This is a genomic window from Enterobacter sp. Bisph1, from assembly GCF_000814905.1.
Taxonomy (GTDB): Bacteria; Pseudomonadota; Gammaproteobacteria; order Enterobacterales; family Enterobacteriaceae; genus Kosakonia.
The window spans coordinates 54,887-73,415 of sequence record NZ_JXAG01000028.1; the positions used below are offsets into that span (position 1 = coordinate 54,887).

General features: G+C 48.1%; 11 protein-coding genes, 1 tRNA gene and 1 pseudogene. 7 read left to right on the plus strand and 6 right to left on the minus strand.

What is annotated here, in order from left to right:
- Nucleotides 1-245 precede the first annotated feature (245 nt).
- From gpt to crl, 3 genes are all read left to right on the plus strand, one after another.
- Nucleotides 246-704 (plus strand): xanthine phosphoribosyltransferase, encoded by a 459-nt coding sequence (gene gpt / locus RW65_RS04290; protein WP_039055432.1) that lies wholly within the window; start codon nucleotides 246-248, stop codon nucleotides 702-704.
- Nucleotides 705-812: 108 nt separating this feature from the next.
- Entirely contained in the window at nucleotides 813-2,057 is a 1,245-nt protein-coding gene (gene frsA, locus RW65_RS04295) for an esterase FrsA (protein WP_039055433.1), read from the plus strand.
- A gap of 57 nt (nucleotides 2,058-2,114) precedes the next feature.
- Nucleotides 2,115-2,513, plus strand: coding sequence for a sigma factor-binding protein Crl (gene crl / locus RW65_RS04300; protein ID WP_039055434.1), 399 nt, complete (start codon nucleotides 2,115-2,117; stop codon nucleotides 2,511-2,513).
- A gap of 141 nt (nucleotides 2,514-2,654) precedes the next feature.
- Here the strand turns inward: crl and phoE are convergent, their stop codons facing one another.
- Entirely contained in the window at nucleotides 2,655-3,761 is a 1,107-nt protein-coding gene (gene phoE, locus RW65_RS04305) for a phosphoporin PhoE (RefSeq protein ID WP_039055435.1), read from the minus strand.
- A gap of 296 nt (nucleotides 3,762-4,057) precedes the next feature.
- Here phoE and proB point away from each other — a divergent pair, with 296 nt between their 5' ends.
- The 3 genes from proB to RW65_RS04320 all read left to right on the plus strand — a co-directional run bounded on the left by proB (nucleotide 4,058) and on the right by RW65_RS04320 (nucleotide 6,613).
- Entirely contained in the window at nucleotides 4,058-5,161 is a 1,104-nt protein-coding gene (proB, locus tag RW65_RS04310) for a glutamate 5-kinase (protein ID WP_039055436.1), read from the plus strand.
- A gap of 11 nt (nucleotides 5,162-5,172) precedes the next feature.
- Nucleotides 5,173-6,426, plus strand: coding sequence for a glutamate-5-semialdehyde dehydrogenase (gene proA / locus RW65_RS04315; RefSeq protein ID WP_039055437.1), 1,254 nt, complete (start codon nucleotides 5,173-5,175; stop codon nucleotides 6,424-6,426).
- A 111-nt stretch (nucleotides 6,427-6,537) separates the two neighbouring features.
- A tRNA-Thr gene (locus tag RW65_RS04320) sits at nucleotides 6,538-6,613 on the plus strand.
- Nucleotides 6,614-6,627: 14 nt separating this feature from the next.
- On the opposite strand, the pseudogene RW65_RS21390 reads toward RW65_RS04320, so the two are convergent.
- Nucleotides 6,628-6,960 (minus strand): annotated as a pseudogene (locus RW65_RS21390) (site-specific integrase); the annotation flags it as partial.
- Nucleotides 6,961-8,207: 1,247 nt separating this feature from the next.
- On the opposite strand from RW65_RS21390, the gene RW65_RS04335 reads away from it, so the two are divergent.
- A complete protein-coding gene (locus RW65_RS04335; RefSeq protein ID WP_072037699.1) occupies nucleotides 8,208-9,230 on the plus strand; it encodes an acyltransferase family protein in 1,023 nt (340 codons plus the stop codon).
- Nucleotides 9,231-9,420: 190 nt separating this feature from the next.
- Here RW65_RS04335 and RW65_RS04340 read toward each other — a convergent pair whose 3' ends face one another.
- The 4 genes from RW65_RS04340 to RW65_RS04355 all read right to left on the minus strand — a co-directional run bounded on the left by RW65_RS04340 (nucleotide 9,421) and on the right by RW65_RS04355 (nucleotide 18,437).
- A complete protein-coding gene (locus tag RW65_RS04340) occupies nucleotides 9,421-10,689 on the minus strand; it encodes an SGNH/GDSL hydrolase family protein (protein ID WP_052250270.1) in 1,269 nt (422 codons plus the stop codon).
- Nucleotides 10,690-11,754: 1,065 nt separating this feature from the next.
- On the minus strand, nucleotides 11,755-12,927 hold the full coding sequence (locus RW65_RS04345; RefSeq protein WP_039055441.1) for an alpha/beta hydrolase-fold protein: 1,173 nt from the start codon (nucleotides 12,925-12,927) through the stop codon (nucleotides 11,755-11,757).
- Nucleotides 12,928-13,153: 226 nt separating this feature from the next.
- Nucleotides 13,154-13,501 (minus strand): HNH nuclease YajD, encoded by a 348-nt coding sequence (yajD, locus tag RW65_RS04350; protein WP_039055442.1) that lies wholly within the window; start codon nucleotides 13,499-13,501, stop codon nucleotides 13,154-13,156.
- A gap of 211 nt (nucleotides 13,502-13,712) precedes the next feature.
- Nucleotides 13,713-18,437 (minus strand): RHS repeat domain-containing protein, encoded by a 4,725-nt coding sequence (locus RW65_RS04355; protein WP_039055443.1) that lies wholly within the window; start codon nucleotides 18,435-18,437, stop codon nucleotides 13,713-13,715.
- Nucleotides 18,438-18,529 lie beyond the last annotated feature (92 nt).

Genomic DNA, 18,529 nt, shown 5'->3' on the forward strand with positions numbered 1-18,529 from the left:
AAGAGCCTGCGAAACTTACCTTGCAGGTCAGGGGGTTAAATAAACGAATATCGCAAGCATAGTGCTTGCGAGATTGTCCTGAGAATACCACTCTTTTGCGGCGCTGCGACTATTGGTGCATGGAAAAAGCGCCGTTCGTGCCGGGTAACACTGGTTTTTAGCGCGTCAGATCTCTATAATCTCGCGCAACCTATTTCCCCCTCGAATAATTTTTAAGCCGTAAAATACAGGCTGGGACCCAACTCATGAGCGAAAAATACGTCGTCACCTGGGACATGTTGCAGATTCACGCCCGCAAACTTGCCGCCCGTTTAATGCCTTCAGAACAGTGGAAAGGCATTATCGCCGTTAGCCGCGGCGGCCTGGTGCCGGGCGCGCTGCTGGCGCGTGAGCTGGGAATTCGTCATGTTGATACCGTGTGTATCTCCAGCTATGACCACGATAACCAGCGCGAGCTGAAAGTGCTGAAGCGCGCCGAAGGCGACGGTGAAGGCTTTATCGTGATTGACGATTTAGTGGATACCGGCGGTACCGCCGTGGCTATTCGTGACATGTATCCAAAAGCGCACTTCGTGACCATTTTCGCCAAACCGGCCGGCCGTCCGCTGGTTGATGATTATGTCGTTGATATTCCGCAGGATACTTGGATTGAACAGCCGTGGGATATGGGCGTGGTATTTGTTCCGCCTATTAGCAGTCGTTAATTCCGTTCTGCAATCTCTGCTTACGCCCGGTTTTACCGGGCGTTGTTCTTTTTAGCGCGCAACAGGTTACAATAACTATCGGTGATAGATATACGGAGCCTGTGCGCGATGTCCCAGCCCAATCTTAGCGAAACGCTGTTCAAACCCCGCTTTAACTACCCTGAAACCTCGACGCTGGTACGTCGGTTTAACCGGGGAACGCAACCGCCTGTGCAATCAACACTGGATGGCAAAAATGTGCCGCACTGGTACCGCATGGTTAACCGGCTGATGTGGGTCTGGCGCGGCGTCGATGCGCGCGAAATCCTCGAAGTGCAGGCGCGTATCGCCATGTGTCAGGCGGAACATACCGACCCGGAACTGTATGACACGGTTGTCGGTTATCGTAACGGCAACTGGGTCTATGAATGGTCCGCGCAGGCAATGCTCTGGCAGCAAAAAGCGTTGCAGGAGCAAATCGCGGATATCAGTGGGCATCACTGGCTGCACGCCTGTAGCCTGTTTAGCATCGCGGCGTATCCGCATATTAAGGGCGATATGCTGGCCGAACAGGCGCAAGCGCTGGCCAATCGCGCCTATGAAGAGGCGGCGCGGCGACTGCCGGGGGAGATCAAAGAGCTGGAGTTCGCCATTCCCGGCGGTGCGCCGGTCACCGGCTTTCTGCATATGCCCCCCGGCGACGGTCCGTTTCCGACGGTATTAATGTGCGGCGGGCTGGATAGCCTGCAAAGTGACTATTACACCCTGTATGAGCGCTATTTCGCGCCGCAAGGCATGGCGATGCTGACGCTGGATATGCCATCGGTGGGCTTCTCGTCGAAGTGGAAGTTGACCCAGGATTCCAGCCTGTTGCATCAGCATGTACTGCAGGCGCTGCCCTCTATTCCATGGGTCGATCACACCCGGGTCACCGCCTTTGGTTTTCGCTTTGGTGCAAATGTGGCGGTACGCCTGGCGTACCTTGAATCGCCGCGTCTGAAAGCGGTCGCCTGTCTGGGACCGGTCGTGCACACGCTGTTGAGCGATCCGCAGCGCCAGGGGCGTGTACCGGAGATGTATCTGGATGTGCTCGCCAGCCGCCTCGGCATGCACGACGCGTCCGACGAGGCGCTGCGCGTTGAGCTTAATCGCTACTCGTTAAAAACCCAGGGGCTTCTTGGCAGACGCTGCCCCACGCCGATGCTCTCCGGCTTCTGGCAAAACGATCCCTTTAGCCCGGAAGAGGAGTCCCGTTTGATCACCTCGTCATCGGGCAATGGCAAACTGCTGGAGATCCCGTTTAATCCGGTGTACCGCAATTTTGATAACGCGCTGCAACAAATAACCGGATGGATGAATCATCATCTTCGTTAATAGATTGATAATTTCCATTGATTTGGTAAAACAGTTGCTTCACAAAAGGAGATCGCAATGACGTTACCAAGTGGACATCCGAGAAGCAGGTTGATTAAAAAGTTTACTGCGCTGGGGCCTTATATCCGCGAAGAGCAGTGCGAAGATAACCGTTTTTTCTTCGATTGCCTGGCAGTTTGCGTGAATGTTAAACCCGCACCGGAAAAACGTGAATTCTGGGGCTGGTGGATGGAAATGGAAGCACACGAGAAGCGTTTCACTTTTCGTTATCAGTTCGGCCTTTTTGATAAAGAAGGGCAATGGAAGCCAATGGCGATAAAAGACAAAGAAGTGACCGATCGTTTAGAGCAGACGCTGCGCGATTTTCATGAACGCGCGAAAACGCTGCTGGCCTCACTTGAACTGAAGCTGGAGCCTGCCGAGAACTTTAAAGAGCAGTTGAAACTCCCCGCGTAAATTCCCCGCATAAAAAAATGCCCGATAGCGTGTGCTTATCGGGCATGGCCATATTTTCCGGCCTTGCAACGTTATCCGTTTAAAATAATGCCCTCCTGGGAGGGCATTCAATATAACGAGGGTGATAACAGTCTCGGTAACTTAGAACTGGTACGTCACGCCAACGGCAACCACGTCGTCATCGGCCAGGCCCAGTTTGTTATCGTCTTTGATCTGGTTAATTTTGTAGTCAACCATTGCCGAGAAGTTCTTGTTGAAGTAGTAGGTCGCGCCAACGTCGATATAGTTAACCAGATCTTCGTCGCCGATACCTTTTTCCATGTCTTTGCCTTTGGTCAGGACATAGCCCACGGACGGACGCAGACCGAAGTCGAACTGGTACTGAATAACCGCTTCGAAGTTCTCGGCTTTGTTAGCAAAACCAGAACCCAGCCCGGTCGGCGTGGCGGCAGTTACCGGCGTCATGTTGTAGGTAACGCCATACATCGCAGCTACGTACAGGTTATTGGCGTCATATTTCGCGCCGGTTGCCCAGGCTTCGGCTTTCTCGCCGCGACCCAGCGCCACCGCAGTATTCTGCGCGTTAGTACGGTCAGAGTTCGCATAGGCACCGATCAAGGTGACCGGGCTGCCGCCAAAGTCATACGCCAGAGAAGTTCCCCAGCCGTCGCCGTTCTGTTTTTGCACGCTGCTGCGGCCGTTTTCGTTTTTGCCCTGGTATTGCAGGGTCATATCCAGGCCATCGATCATGCCGAAGAAGTCGGTGTTGCGCCAGGTCGCCACGCCTGTAGTACGTTTGGTCATAAAGTTATCGGTACGGGTCATGCCGTCGCCGCCGAATTCCGGGAACATATCCGTGACGGCAGCCACGTCGTACAGTACGCCCAGGTTACGACCGTAATCGATTGAACCAAAATCTTTGATTTTCAGACCCGCAAACGCAAGGCGCGTTTTCTGACTGGTCGCACTATTATTGTTGTTGGTTTCGTCGTTATTACCTGCAAACTCAGCTTCCCAACGGCCGAAACCGGTCAGCTGATCGTTAATTTGTGTTTCGCCTTTAAAGCCAAAACGCACGTAGGTTTTGTCACCGTCGTTATTGGTATCGTCGCTAAAGTAGTGCATGGCTTTGACTTTGCCGTACACGTCCACTTTGTTGCCGTTTTTGTTAAAAACTTCCGCCGCGTGAGCAGAAGAAGCAGCAGCAACAACGCCCATCACCATTAATGCCAGAGTGCTCTTTTTCATTTTGATTCCTGATTGAACTAACGCGCTAATATTCGCAGGCCATACGCCCCGTGAAAAACAGGAAGGGTTTTAACGCTCCGAAATTAAAGATTTATGACAAAGTAAGAATGTTTTTAAAAAGTTGTGTTTTTTTGTCTTTGCCATAAAAGTGTCAAACAGTGCCGCTACGCTTGCTGATCCTGCGCAACAAAAAAGAGGGCTGACCGCACTGGCAGTTGGCAATCGCCCTGACTCCTGTTACAACGTCTGACGACTATCTATTTTCCTTATACTTTTTAAAAAAACGGCAGAGAATCATGAGTGACAGCCAGACGCTGGTGGTAAAACTCGGTACCAGTGTTTTAACGGGCGGTTCCCGTCGCCTGAACCGCGCCCATATTGTGGAACTGGTGCGCCAGTGCGCACAGCAGCACGCCGCCGGGCATCGAATAGTAATAGTGACGTCAGGCGCCATCGCCGCCGGACGTGAACATCTGGGCTACCCGGAACTTCCCGCGACCATCGCCTCGAAACAGCTGCTGGCGGCGGTAGGGCAGAGCCGTTTGATTCAGCTGTGGGAACAACTGTTTTCAATTTACGGTATTCATATCGGGCAGATGCTGCTGACGCGCGCCGATATGGAAGACCGTGAGCGTTTCCTCAATGCGCGCGATACGCTGCGCGCCCTGCTCGATAACAATATCGTGCCGGTGATTAACGAAAACGACGCCGTCGCCACCACCGAAATCAAAGTGGGCGACAACGATAATCTCTCCGCCCTTGCGGCGATCCTCGCCGGTGCCGACAAGCTGCTGCTGCTAACGGATCAGCAAGGTCTGTTTACCGCCGACCCGCGCAGCAACCCGAACGCCGAACTGATTAAAGATATCTATGGCATCGACGATGCGCTGCGCGCCGTCGCAGGCGATAGCGTTTCCGGTCTCGGAACCGGCGGCATGGGCACCAAGCTGCAGGCGGCGGATGTCGCCTGTCGCGCGGGCATCGACACCATCATTGCCGCAGGCAGCAAGCCCGGCGTGATTGGCGATGTGGTGGAAGGCATTTCCGTCGGTACGCGCTTCCACGCGCAGGAGTCGCCGCTGGAGAGCCGTAAGCGCTGGATCTTTGGTGCGCCGCCCGCCGGTGAAATCACCGTTGATGAAGGCGCAACTGCCGCCATCCTCGAACGCGGCAGTTCGCTGCTGCCCAAGGGCATTAAAAGCGTGACAGGTAACTTCTCCCGTGGTGAAGTGATCCGCATTCTCAATCTGCAGGGCCGCGATATTGCCCACGGCGTGAGCCGCTATAACAGCGATGCGCTTAGGCGTATTGCGGGACAGCACTCCCAGCAGATCGACGCCATTCTGGGCTATGAATATGGCCCTGTCGCGGTACACCGCGACGATATGATTACCCGTTAAGGAGCAGAGGTATGCTGGAACAAATGGGTGCCGCTGCAAAAGCAGCGTCTTACACGCTGGCATTGCTCTCCAGCCGCGAAAAAAACCGCGTGCTGGAAAAAATCGCCGATTACCTTGAAGCACAGGCGCATGAGATCCTGCTGGCAAATGAACAGGATCTGCTGGAAGCGCGGCGTAACGGACTGAGCGAAGCGATGCTGGATCGTCTGGCCCTCAACCCGGCGCGTTTAAGCGCGATTGCCAACGATGTGCGCCAGGTATGCAAACTGGCGGATCCCGTCGGCCAGGTGATTGATGGCGGTTTACTGGACAGCGGCCTGCGCATTGAGCGCCGCCGCGTGCCGTTGGGCGTTATCGGCGTGATTTATGAAGCGCGTCCTAACGTGACCGTGGATGTTGCCTCGCTGTGCCTGAAAACCGGCAACGCGGCGATCCTGCGCGGTGGGAAAGAGACCTGGCGCACCAATGCCGCCACGGTAAAAGTGATCCAGCAGGCGCTGGAAGAGTGCGGTTTGCCCGCCGGTGCGGTGCAGGCGATTGAAAGCCCGGATCGCGCGCTGGTGAATGAAATGCTGCGTATGGATAAGTATATCGACATGCTGATCCCGCGCGGTGGTGCAGGCTTGCATAAGCTGTGTCGCGAACAGTCGACGATCCCGGTGATCACCGGCGGCATTGGCGTCTGCCATATTTTTGTTGATGACTCGGCAGAGATCGCGCCGGCATTAAACATTATCGTTAACGCCAAAACCCAGCGCCCCAGCACCTGCAATACCGTAGAAACCCTGCTGGTGCATCAGGACATTGCGCAGCAATTTTTACCTGCCCTGAGCCAGCAAATGGCACAGAGCGGCGTGACGCTGCATGCGGATGAGCAGGCGCTGGCGCTGCTGAAAAGCGGTCCGGCGAAGGTGGAAGCGGTGAAAGCGGAGCAGTATGACGACGAATTTTTGTCGCTCGATCTGAACGTGAAAATTGTCGCCGATCTCGATGATGCCATTGCCCATATTCGCCAGCACGGCACCCAGCACTCGGACGCTATCCTGACGCGCACATTGCGTAACGCCGATCGCTTTATCAACGAAGTAGACTCATCGGCGGTTTATGTGAATGCTTCAACGCGCTTTACCGACGGCGGACAGTTTGGCCTTGGGGCGGAAGTGGCGGTCAGCACGCAGAAGCTACACGCGCGCGGCCCGATGGGGCTGGAAGCCTTGACCACCTATAAGTGGATTGGTTACGGCGACGATACTATTCGTGCTTAATTGAAAAAGGGTGATGCAAAAGTAGCCGGTTGATTCCCAGGGGCATTGACGCATCACCCGCTTAGTTTTAACCTTCTACACCGTGATTCACGTTCGTGAACGCATCGCAGGGCCGATATAGCTCAGTTGGTAGAGCAGCGCATTCGTAATGCGAAGGTCGTAGGTTCGACTCCTATTATCGGCACCACTAACCACGCGGGTTCACGCGATATTAACCAGTTCAGCAAAAGCGCCTTGTGCCATATTTGTGCCATTCCCCGCCAGGAATGCATCAATTTGCATGGTGTGCTGCGTCAGGCGATTAGGTGCAAGATGTGCATAACGCTGAACCATCTCTATGCTTTCCCATCCTCCCATTTCCTGTACTGCGCTCAGTGGTACGCCGGATTGAACAAGCCAGCTTGCCCAGGTGTATCGCAGATCGTGGAAGCGGAAATTTTCTATGCCCGCCCGTCTTAATGCTGCGCGCCATGCTGTGTTAGCGTCATAGCGCATTTTCATGACTACCGGCGACTTCGTTCCGTCTGGATTTGTGCTTCGGGGTCGGCGTCCGATGTGCTCATTGAACTGGCAAAGCCAACAGGTTCGAACCGTATCTGTATCCCGACGGGGGAATCACTTATATCATACCTATCAACAATGCGAGGTATAGACCCCCGGATGCCGCCTTTTAATTATAAAGACTCAGATGATTTAGCAACCCGAACGGCATCAATACAGGCTGCATTAGCTTATTGCAATACCAACAAGTTTGGATTGTTCCAAAATGGTGTTTATGATGTCGATCATTTGATTTTATCGAACCATTCAGATTATGTGATTATGTGATTATGGGTAGTGGAGGGTTCATTTGCCGAGGAAATGCCATTTCTGCAATAGAAATGAAAAATTGCAGAAACATAACGTGGAGTCCTGTTATATCGATAAATAATGCCGGGCTATTCAGCTATGGTTTAAAAGGCTGGGGTGATAGTACCATAGGAACATCTCTAAACACTTTCGGCTTGATTATGGTTGGTTTTCCTATACCTTTTAGATTTGGGGACGAAAACTATCCAGATGCTTTATGTTCTGAAATGGTAGTTATACATTTAACTGCCGAAGAGTAGTCGAACTATACGGATTCCAAACTGTTATTGAGTTTAATGGATATCGGATGATTGGCAATGGTGATGATTCCGTTGGCTACAATACCAATGGCATAACCACGCTATTTGGTGGCATACTACATATCAACGGTGGTGATATGATGCAAATAACTGACTCATTGAGTCAAACGTTCCAGTCCTTTCCTGGTAATTTGATTTTAATAAATATAATGGACCATGCGTTTCTTTATTTGGTTAGAGCAAGATAATAGTCTGATCATTGAGTATTATAACAAAGATTCGGGTGTATTTACCGTATCTAAAGGAGGGTTGAGGTGTGTCTGTATATACGTACAGTAGATGCTGGTTCAAGCCACGCGAATTCAACACTATATGCGATGATCGGCATATCCATGTCTGTAGCAAAGACTTGAGGAGATCTCAGATTAATATATGGATTTATGTATTTGGGGAACTTGGATGAGAGGACCGCTAAAAGTCATAGGTACCAAAACGGAAGGAAAACTTTCAATGCATACTCAAAGAACGAAGATCATTTTACTAATCTTTAAAGTAATTACTTGAATTTATTGATTTTTTTTGCCGCCGTTAACTTGGCGACCAGTTGACCTGATGAAATTTATAATGTAGATTTTTGTAAATCCTCATTTATGTATTTAGGAACCTAAGAAATTGGAAAGACAGCACAATAATTCATTTGATTATATACGGCATTTAGCTGCCATCTTGGTGCTAGTGAGTCATCACTTTGCTTTATATGGTGGGGAAGAGCCTCTCTTTTTCGGTTACACGAAACTTGGTACGGCTTGCGTTATAGCTTTTTTCTGCATATCAGGTTACCTCATTACCGCTAGTTACTGCTCAAGCGAATCCATGCTTTCTTATGCACGCAAAAGAGTTTTAAGGATTTTCCCTGCATTAGTTACTTGCTCAATTTTAATGACAGTTGTGGCGTGCACTTTTTTCGGATCATTATCGCCGGTAAATTATTGGTCAACCATACAACCATTCCATAATATAATTAAATTCTCTCTTCTTGACGCGTCAGGTCATGGAGAGATTACTAACTATTTTGCTGCAAACTATCGCTTCCCAAACGCCTTGAACGGAAGTTTATGGACTTTATTTTATGAAGTCTTTGACTATGTTGCAATTGCATTTACTCTTTTTATATTCTATAAGTCTAAATTAGTAGGCGCCTCATTATTGCTTATCGGTTCAATTTCTCTTCAGTTTGTATTGTTAAAATTTAATGTTAACCAGCCACTTATAGATAGGTCGACTATTCTAACTATACCATTTGCGGTGGGATCGATAGTTTATCTTTGCAAGCATAGGCTTGATAATACTCGCGCATGGTTATTTCTGGCGTTAGCATCTATTGTTGCGATTATTTTGTTTTCTAAACATGGTGATGAGAGAGATATAGTATTTTTCTTTGCATTTTCAGTTTTCATTTTATCATTGTGTTCATTAATTAAAAACAAATTGAGTAAATTGAATGTTGATTATTCGTATGGTATATACATATACGCATACCCAATACAGCAATTAGTTATAAATGAATTAGGATTTACTTTTTTAACATCTATGATAATTTCACTTATTCTTACAGTGCTATTTGCGTCGTTTTCATGGCACTTTATAGAAAGTAAAGCCTTACTTCTGAAGAAAAGAGAAAGGGTGTTTTCATAACTCGTGGTTGGGTAAATATTTCTAAAACAGTCAACTGTAGCGTTATTAGACGTGGCTATAAAGTGAGAATCTACTAAGTGTTTTAGAAGATTCTCATCATAAGAACTGATGCAAGACGTCAATTGATGATGCTAACCAGCAATGCTGATTGAGGGGGACAAGTTTCACACGTCATCTGTTTCATACAATGTCATAGCGCACGTTCAAGGTCCGGATAGAGCATTTCGCTAATATATTGGTGTGTCATCGTCGTCGGATGCATATTATCCCAAAACATATAAGCTGCTTTCGTTTTCACACAGTCCGCTGTGGGTTTTCTGCCGGTGAAGTAATCGATTTTTGATCCTGACATTTTAAGGCAAGTATCTTTATTATTAGCGTAGCCATATTCAACGGGGTTATTGATGAGCTTTTCAAAGTAGGTAAAAAGATCCGCTGTGATAAATTTTACTTCAGGGTGGTCCTTTTTAAGCGAAGTGACAAGCGCAGTGAGCATATTATTAAAGGTATAGACATTTTGCTGTAATAGTTTTTTTTCATATTCACTCCGGCTTTGCACTGCGGGGACTTTTGAAAAATCCGGTAGGGTGAACAGAACAATCTGCTTCGCCCCATCAGCAATGAGTCGGGGGATCTCCGTAGAATAGTTTCCGATAATTTCTTCGGGTTTTTTTCTATCATTAATTAGATCATTACCGCCGAAAAAGATAAAAAAAAGTGTTTTATCAATAGCATAACCTTTAGAATATCTGGCGTATGCCTCGAAGGAATCCATTTGCTGATGTAGGCCATAGAAAATAATGCCCTTCCCACTTTCAGCATTCCCGGTAGCCCAGGTATAATCGGGAATAGTAATATGTTTCCTGACCAAATACTCATGCCAGATTAATCCATTGCTAAAATGGCCGAAGTACCAGGATGTTCTGTTTGGCACCGTTCCATAAGAGCCATTATAAACATTGATTGTATCTGACAAGCTATCGCCAAAAATGACCATTCGGTCCAACTCGGTACTGCCGACCTTTACAACTGGCAAATCATCTCCTTGACTCCAGAAAGTATAGTAATATGAAAGACTAAAATCGGCGGCATAAGGGTATATATCCGAGAATGTTACGCCAGATTTAGTTAGGGTGTCGTAGCAGACATTATACAAATCCTGTGCGCTGGCCTGCGTAAAGAACATATTGGCCAGCAGCGCATCGGAATACCACTTACCGTGAACAATCGCGTACTTGTTATCCTTGTGCCCCCACATCCATGACGAGGAGACATCATAGGGTCGGTCAATATATTTGCGGTAGGCACATTTGATATAGGTGTAATCATGGTTCTGTGCGGCGGGTGACGCTGAATCTTCTGGCGGTTTAATCGTCGTGCTCGATATTACATCTGCATACGTTATGGTCGGGATAACACATACTAACAACGCAAAGCACTTTGTTACGGATTTTTTCATTTGCCTCTCCTTGGTTATTCGGTAGTGTTGATAACGTTGACCTTAAATCCCGGATGGAAACGTTATTTATTGAAATTAAGGTTGTAATTATTCAGAATTAATCACACAATAAGTCAATTTCTTTATAATATCTCAATGTAGCGACTAATGAGGAGTTACAGGCTTTATTTGCAATTTGTCTCGTTAATGAGAACAGTAACGTGCAAGGGAATATTTATCATTTTAGGAGGGGTAAAAAAAGCCATTTTGAGAAATTGTTTATGTTTATTTTTTAAGTAGTTGTGCAAAATAATTAAATTCAGGGTTATAGTCAGAGTCGAAATACATATGTCTTTCGAAGATATAGCGTTCCGGGAAAGGGCTGGGAATGAAATCAAAAATATTTTGATTCTATATCGATAAAAAAGCTTAATTGCTACTGTACGTTCTAACTCTTAAATTGAATGACGTAAAGCCGAAGGTGTTAAAAATAGCGCTTCGGATGCTTTAAAATAACTCTTTTCCTCTGTTAATTTTATAAAATGGTTGATTTTTCTGGGAAAACATTTTTCTATCTCCTTGGGTTATTATCATAAATAAAAATAATATATGATACGTTCTAAAACATCGATATTGATCGATTTTTCAAGTGAATTTAATAATCTTTATTTATTAATCTTTTGCAAAATAAAGGCTGTTAGGGAATATAAAATTAACACTGTTTAATTTTTGGTGGTGATGGTTCTTGACAGTATTTAATTTTTTTTCTGTATTAATTAAAAATATTTCCTTTATGACCTGTGAGTAATTAGTTGCGGTGCCAGATTTAAAGTGTAATTAATACTCTTTAAGGAGACGGCTATTTATTTGATTTATCAATAAAGTCTCTAACGGTTTTACCGTTCTTCACGCGCTCAAGCTCAGCCTCATAAAACACAAGGGCATACTCAAGGAGACCAGCAGAAAGCGCTCGGTCTATAACATGGATGGGAAGAAGGTAGCAGGCTGAAAGACTTTTCATCAGTTAGTATTGCCAGGGTGCGGGTGAGGGAAAGCCCGGCGCTATCAAGCTCCGGGCGCACCACCTTATCTAAACACTTTCTGCACAAATTCAGCATACGCCGGACGCCAGACATCCATTTCATGGCCCAGGCCGGGGTACATTTTATAGTCGAATTTAATACCCTTTTTCTCCAGTTCCTGTTTCAGCCCGGCGATATCAGCGCCGGTAACCGAATCTTTTTCCCCTACCACCACAGTGAAGTTGTGCAGCGCCTTATTCACTTCCTCTGGTTTGCTGAGCTGGCGGGTAATCCCTTCATCGGCAACGGTGGCGGTCGTAACGCCGCTCAGCGTCGCCAGCCAGCCAAAGCTTGCAAGATGGTTCATGCCGGAATAGAGCGCCTGATAGCCGCCTTGCGATAAGCCAGCCAGCGCGCGTCCGTTGGCATCCTGTCGCACGTTAAACCGCGTGCTGATAAGTGGAATAATGTCATTCATCAGTTCGCCATCGGCGGCTTTAGCATTCAACGGGTAGAAGGTTTTGCGCCGATCTTTCGGTGGGAAATTTTCCGGCGTCGCTGCGGCAATATCCGTTTCGGTATCGGGTATGACCACTAACATCGGTTTGATTTTGCCCTCTGCCAGCAGGTTATCCATTATTTGCGGCACGCGGCCCTGATCAATAGCCGAACGCCCGGTATCGCCAAAGCCATGATAAAAATAGAGCACCGGCAACGGTTCGCCTGTGCCTGTATAGCCCGGTGGCGTCCAGACCGAGATCTGACGCTCTGCGCCCAGCGTTTTTGCGTGATAGGTCAGCGTTAGCAGATCGCCATGGGGGACGGAGCGATCGTCGAGCAGACTTCCCGGCACCAACACCAGGCTGGTATTGAGCTGGCGCTGCGGCTTGGGAAAGCGGCTGCCGGTATCCACAGAGCGAAAGCCATCAACATCAAAATAATATTCGTACAGATTCGGTGCCATTACGTCGCTTTTCCAGGCCCACACGCCGCGCTCATCTTTGCTCATATCGTGGGAAACAAAACTTTCAGCGGTGGATCCGGTGACGACCGATACCCGCTTCGCACCCGGTGCGAAGAGGCGGAAGGTCACGCTTTTATCGCCATTAACCTGGGTGATGTAGTCGCTGACCGGCACCGACGAATCCGCAGCAACCGGCAGAGGCGCGGCAACGGCAGGCTCGCTACCTGATAGCGCAGCGATAATAAGGGTCAAACAGGTGAGGTTTCTTTTCATCATTATTCCCGCTTTATTTTCATTTAAAACCGCTATGACCTGCGTTATGGGCAGACGCGGTAGTACGCTTTCAGCGCCATGCAACAGGCTTCACCGGCGCTTTCGCCGATAACCGCTATCTACGATTTTATAAGAAAATGCGGGGAGTGCAGGGGATACAGTCTGCTGAATATTATGGCATGGGGTTGAGGTTATTCAGGGCCGCTTCCGCCGCCCTGAACCTGAACTACTTTTTCTTATTGAGCATCGCCTGTAAATCGGCAAAAGGATTATAGGTGGCTTTACCGACATCATTTTGCGCATCTTCACCCGCTACCACCGTGGTGCCATACTGGTCCGCTTCGGTGTATTTAGAGTGTTCGTGATCATGACAAAACAGGCACAACAACTCCCAGTTACTGCCATCTTCCGGGTTATTGGTATGATCGTGATCGATATGGTGGACCGTTAACTCACGCAGATTGGAGTAAACAAACTCTCGCGAGCAGCGCCCGCATACCCATGGATAGATTTTTAACGCTTTTTCGCGGTAGCCGCTTTCCAGCCGCGCATAGTTTTTCGGGATCAGAGCCATTGTCGAGGTTACCTGTTAAAAGGGAATATTTTGCAGCAGGCTAGCCTTTTTTACCCGGCAGTTCAAATAGCATGCAAAACGGGCTGTTCACTCAAGGTGAAATGGGGCGTTGAGGTTGCAAGGAAGGCCGGCTTACCTGGAAAGTGTGTTAACAATGACAGCAGCCTGCAGAAACTTCAAAGGCTGCTGCCATAAACTCACAGAGGGATCGCTACAATCGTGTGGAAACTAACGGCTGCCTTCTGCGCTCAGCGGAAAAAAAGTTTATATCCTGCAGCATAACGTTGTCCGCCGTGGTGACTTGATAGATATATTTGCTGTGTCGCCATGCCCTGGCCATTGAGCCCAAACCCAGCGCGACGCCGCCGCCCCAAAAAGCCAAACCCGCAATGCCAAGCAGTTCTGCGTTTTCTTCCTCAGCCGAATCAGCCTCAACGGTGACACTCGCATAACCGATAGCAAAAACAATGCTTGTGCCCATCATAGCGGCATCATAGCGTGAATTTATACCGACAGCGCTGCTAATAAAATGGCCTGTACCAAACGTTGATACTGTCCTTTCAGCCACCTCTTTGCCTCTATTTCTGAAAAAGCTCATTACCGCACCGCTAAACCCGAATGGAATACCCGCCAAGCCTAAAGCAAGGTTCGTGAAATTCAGGGCGCGTGATGCAACAGGATTAGATTCTGACGTAGCCGCTGAGGCAACGGCAAACACATTGGTAACAACCGTATTCGTCGCAGTAAATATACCCATTTTCCCTTTAACAGCTATCGTCGCTATGGCCACAGATTTTGCAGCCACCGCGGGAATAGCGGCTCCCAGCGTAAAAATAGCCATCAAAATGCCGATGGCGCCTAACGCGATGCTGGAGATTGCGGTATCGCTTAAATGGCCGCTTGGGTCAACGTTATTGATAGGATCATTAAAGGTGTAAACATATGGATTGATGCCTCCCTGACCAAACGGGCTCCAGTTATCGGGGCTGTGAAAACGCATCAGGACCGGGTTATAAACGCGATAGCCGTTGCCGAGGAAATACCATCCCGTGACCGGGTCAGGCTGAGCGCCGCTAATACCGGGAATAAAGGCCATAAGACTGCGGTGACCAAATGGCATGCTAAAAAGGTGCTGAGTGCCGTTTGCTGAGCGAATCAGGTTCGGGACATCGTTGGTTAACAAGCCGTAACTATGATGGGTTTCCTGCCCATGGCTATTTTCTGTATGGCCTAATCGGCACAGGCTGCCGTCATTCAGCCAGGTAAGATCGGTATTGTTGATATGGGCATTCGACATCCTTTTACCGCTATAAAAATAGTGGTTATGCCGATTCCCGGGGACTTCCTGGCTAATCAGGACATCATGGGCATTGTATCTGTAACGGCAGACCAGCTGATTATTAGCGCTCCTTACCTCCGACAAACGGTTTTTAGCATCGTAAATCAGCGTTTGGCCTTTTTCATCACGCGTCAGATTGCCGTTGGCATCATATTGCAGGCTGATACGTTGGCCATTCTCGATAATTGTCATTAACTGTGTCGGATCGGCGGCGTTAAATTCATAAACCGCAGAAAGGGTTTGGGAACCATACACACTGTCCGTGCGGATAATATTTCCCCAGCGGTCATAATGATAGCGTTGTTCAGAAAGCGGCGTTCCTGCAGAATTACGCGGTACATTTCGACCAGAACATTGATATCTGCTTAAACGAGCGCAGTTGTCATAGGTAAAAATTTCCCTGAGCACCAGTCCGTTTTCCTGCATTTCGCGCGTACTGATCTTACCGTCGGCGGTATAGGCCATGGTTAATACCGCGCTGGAGTCATTTGAAACGTAGGTTCTGCTAATTTCCCGACTAAATTCGTCGTAGCGAATAGTGGTCACCAGGTTTGCTGCGGTACCGCGCATATCAATGGTGGTTTTACGGCCGAAGCTGTCATAACGATAAAGCGCTTCCTGCGCGCCCTGACGTGTACTGGTCAGACGGCCGAAATTATCATACTGGTAAGTATGAATCCTGTCCCGACTGTCACGGTTACGTTGCACGCGTCCCGCCATGGTAAAGCGGTAGGCATTTGAAGAGAGTGAGCGGCCTGCTTCGACGGTGCTCTCTTCTTGCAGCAACCCCGAGGGGAAATACGTTAATTGTGAGCTAACAGCAGCTTCCCGCGCATGAATTAACTTTCCGGTATTTGCCCCGTAATCAAAATCCTGCGTAATGCTGGAGGTGCGGATCTGCGTGATGGCATTGTTTAAGACGTGCGCATAACGTCTTATTTGCTCGCGATTATCCGGCGTAGTAATCGTTTCTGGTAGCGTTCCACCCGCACGATAAGCATAGCGTAGCGTTCTGTTACCCACGCGATGCCGGGTGATTCTGAGTAAGCCATCACGGGCCGCTTCGGCAAATTGATGGCCCTGAACCGAAATAGATGAAACAGCCTCTGCGTCGGTGAAGGTGCTATGAGGCGTATCGATTTGGGTGCCATCGGGTAAGGTTTTACTCACCCGACGATCAAAGTGATCCCAGGTAAAATGGGTGCTGTGATTATGGGTATCCGTTTCGCTGATCCTGCGGCCAAATCCATCGTAGGTGAACGTCCTGCGCGCATGAACCGTGCCATTCACATTCAGCAATGAAACGGACTCTTCCTCATCGAAAAGGTTATATTGGGTCTGGACCATTGAAAGGCCTTGTAAACCTTTTAAGGCGGTTTTACTTACCGGATCCTGACTATCAATTTCAACGCGACCGTCATTGTAAGTGGTTCTGGCAAGGTTACCCCAGCCATCGTATTCAAAATGTTTAACGCTTGATAACGGCGTGGTTAAACGGCGCAGGCCGGCAGCATTAAGATCCCATGCCCAATCAACGTCGCTTTCGGTAACCACTTGCCCCAGTGAATTATAGGTCCTGGTTTTTATCTCCCGGAAAGTACCATTATAATTTTGACTGATTACGGCATCGTCATCCTGGGCTAATACCTGACAGACTCGGCCTAAACCATCATACCGGTACTGATGGCTAACGCCGCCGGTGTCGGTTTCTGTCAGCATCGGCCAGGTATTTGTCGAATTTGCCGTCGGATAGGAATAAGTAAAGCGTTTGCGCTCAGGGGTTGAATTGCCGGTTGAGATACTCTTTTGGGCAATATGACCCGTTGGCGTATATTCGTAACGGGTAATTACCCCATGTTCATCCACCTGCTCTAAAACATCCCCCGTTAAAAAAGAGACTGTGTTGGTTCCTTCCTGGCTCGTATTGTCGTGCCCGGTGGTCCGCGCCACACAAACCACGCTGTGATTAGAAAAGGTATAGGAGAAAGATTCTGTGGTGGTGAAGTTATTTAATGTCGTGCTAACGCCGTTAAGCAAAGAGTGGCTGCGGTGCGAAGTCGAATTGATATAGGTATAACGCTTACGTAAGACACCATTACGCACTTCTGTCACCAGCATAATGTTGCCATGGGTCAGGGTATTGGCAAAGGGGGCAAAAGATTCCCATGTGTAATTAGTCGTTTGATTGGGCGTATTGCCATACGCGGCAATTTTCGTCGCTGAGCGGATAAATCGGCTAAAGCCAAGGGGATCGGCCGGACATAAGCCTGCTTGCCCATTGATACCATAATATTCGTTCCGCACCTGAATTCCGCTGGGATAAGTGATCCTTAGGGTGTTACCCCATTCATCAGTAAGGAATGTGGACCTCTCTTCGCGTGAGCGATGCGTGGTTAAATCCGTATGGATAATGGTTTCTTCTGCAACCAGCTGTAAATTTGGCGGTTGGCGATAAAAATCGACACCGGCTGTTTCATTATAACTATTGATCTTAATGAGCCGCTTACCCGTATGGGTGGTCTCTTCACGCGTCAACAAATGAAAACGGTTATAGGTACGCGTGGTAGTGGAGACAACATTTGCGCCCACATGTTTGCTCTCGGTCGACGAATAATTATAGACCCCGTTAACCAGATATAAGTTGTCTTGTTCTGGATCAATATGCGTACGTCCAGAGCTAAAGCCGGTAAAGTTTGTCGATTGGCTGTACTGGTAGGTCGTAATAATGGGGGGTTGACCGTTTCCCGGATTGATTGTTGAGCCGGTTACACAGGGAACAGAGTTTGACATCGTAATGCGGATACCGGTTGCATTATATTGGATGACCTCGACTGAACCCGAAGGTGTACGGAACCTATCGATGCAGAAAAAGTTATTCGCAAACTGAGCATAATTAATGGTATAGCCAGCGGTGGTTCTGGCGGAAGGCAGATAAGGAAGGCTGACGCCTGTCAGAAGATTATTCTGATACGTCAGATCGATATTCAACAGCTGCCCGGTACTATCAGGCACCTGAATCAGGTTACAGGTTGAGCCAAAATAGGACATCCGCAACATTAAACTATTGGTCTGCCGATGATGAATTTCCGTCAGGCAGGGTCGACCAGCAATCAGCATGCCATAGGTGAAATCGAATATTTCTCCGTTGGGATAGGCTACTGAGGTCACAACGGCCAGGTTGCTACTCAAATTGATACGCGCAATGGTTTGGATTAAACCCTCTTTGCTCTGTATGCGGAACTGATTAGCGTTCACCATAAAGGCTCGCAGATCGCGTAATTTCTTATCGGTCAATGTGATTTCCGCGCCGGGTAACATATTTTTACATTTGTAGCTCTCCCCGGTATGATTTGACAGTACATGCCTTTGTGTATCAATAAATGTTGTTGAGATATTCCATCCGTGCCCGAATCCCTGCTGACTGCTATTAAATGACGAGAAATTTAAATTAATGTCATAAGTATCACCTTTGATATTAAAAGGCGTTAAGCTTGTCAGGTTAATCGATGCTGTATATTGTCCCGTGCGTGCATCAACGCCAGAATTGATAAAAGAAGAGAAGTTAAACGCGTTAGAATAAATATTTGTCGTGCTCATACTATGTGCCTTCATTTTATGATGAGGGTAAAAGCCAATAGCATTGAGCATGGAATAACCCCATGTCTTTTTTGGATTATGTTAAGAATAAG

Coding starts and splice junctions, on each gene's coding strand:
- gpt (WP_039055432.1), top strand. CDS start 246: ATGAGCGAAAAATACGTCGTCACCTGGGACATGTTGCAGATTCACGCC.
- frsA (WP_039055433.1), top strand. CDS start 813: ATGTCCCAGCCCAATCTTAGCGAAACGCTGTTCAAACCCCGCTTTAAC.
- crl (WP_039055434.1), top strand. CDS start 2,115: ATGACGTTACCAAGTGGACATCCGAGAAGCAGGTTGATTAAAAAGTTT.
- phoE (WP_039055435.1), bottom strand. CDS start 3,761: ATGAAAAAGAGCACTCTGGCATTAATGGTGATGGGCGTTGTTGCTGCT.
- proB (WP_039055436.1), top strand. CDS start 4,058: ATGAGTGACAGCCAGACGCTGGTGGTAAAACTCGGTACCAGTGTTTTA.
- proA (WP_039055437.1), top strand. CDS start 5,173: ATGCTGGAACAAATGGGTGCCGCTGCAAAAGCAGCGTCTTACACGCTG.
- RW65_RS04340 (WP_052250270.1), bottom strand. CDS start 10,689: ATGAAAAAATCCGTAACAAAGTGCTTTGCGTTGTTAGTATGTGTTATC.
- RW65_RS04345 (WP_039055441.1), bottom strand. CDS start 12,927: ATGAAAAGAAACCTCACCTGTTTGACCCTTATTATCGCTGCGCTATCA.
- yajD (WP_039055442.1), bottom strand. CDS start 13,501: ATGGCTCTGATCCCGAAAAACTATGCGCGGCTGGAAAGCGGCTACCGC.
- RW65_RS04355 (WP_039055443.1), bottom strand. CDS start 18,437: ATGAGCACGACAAATATTTATTCTAACGCGTTTAACTTCTCTTCTTTT.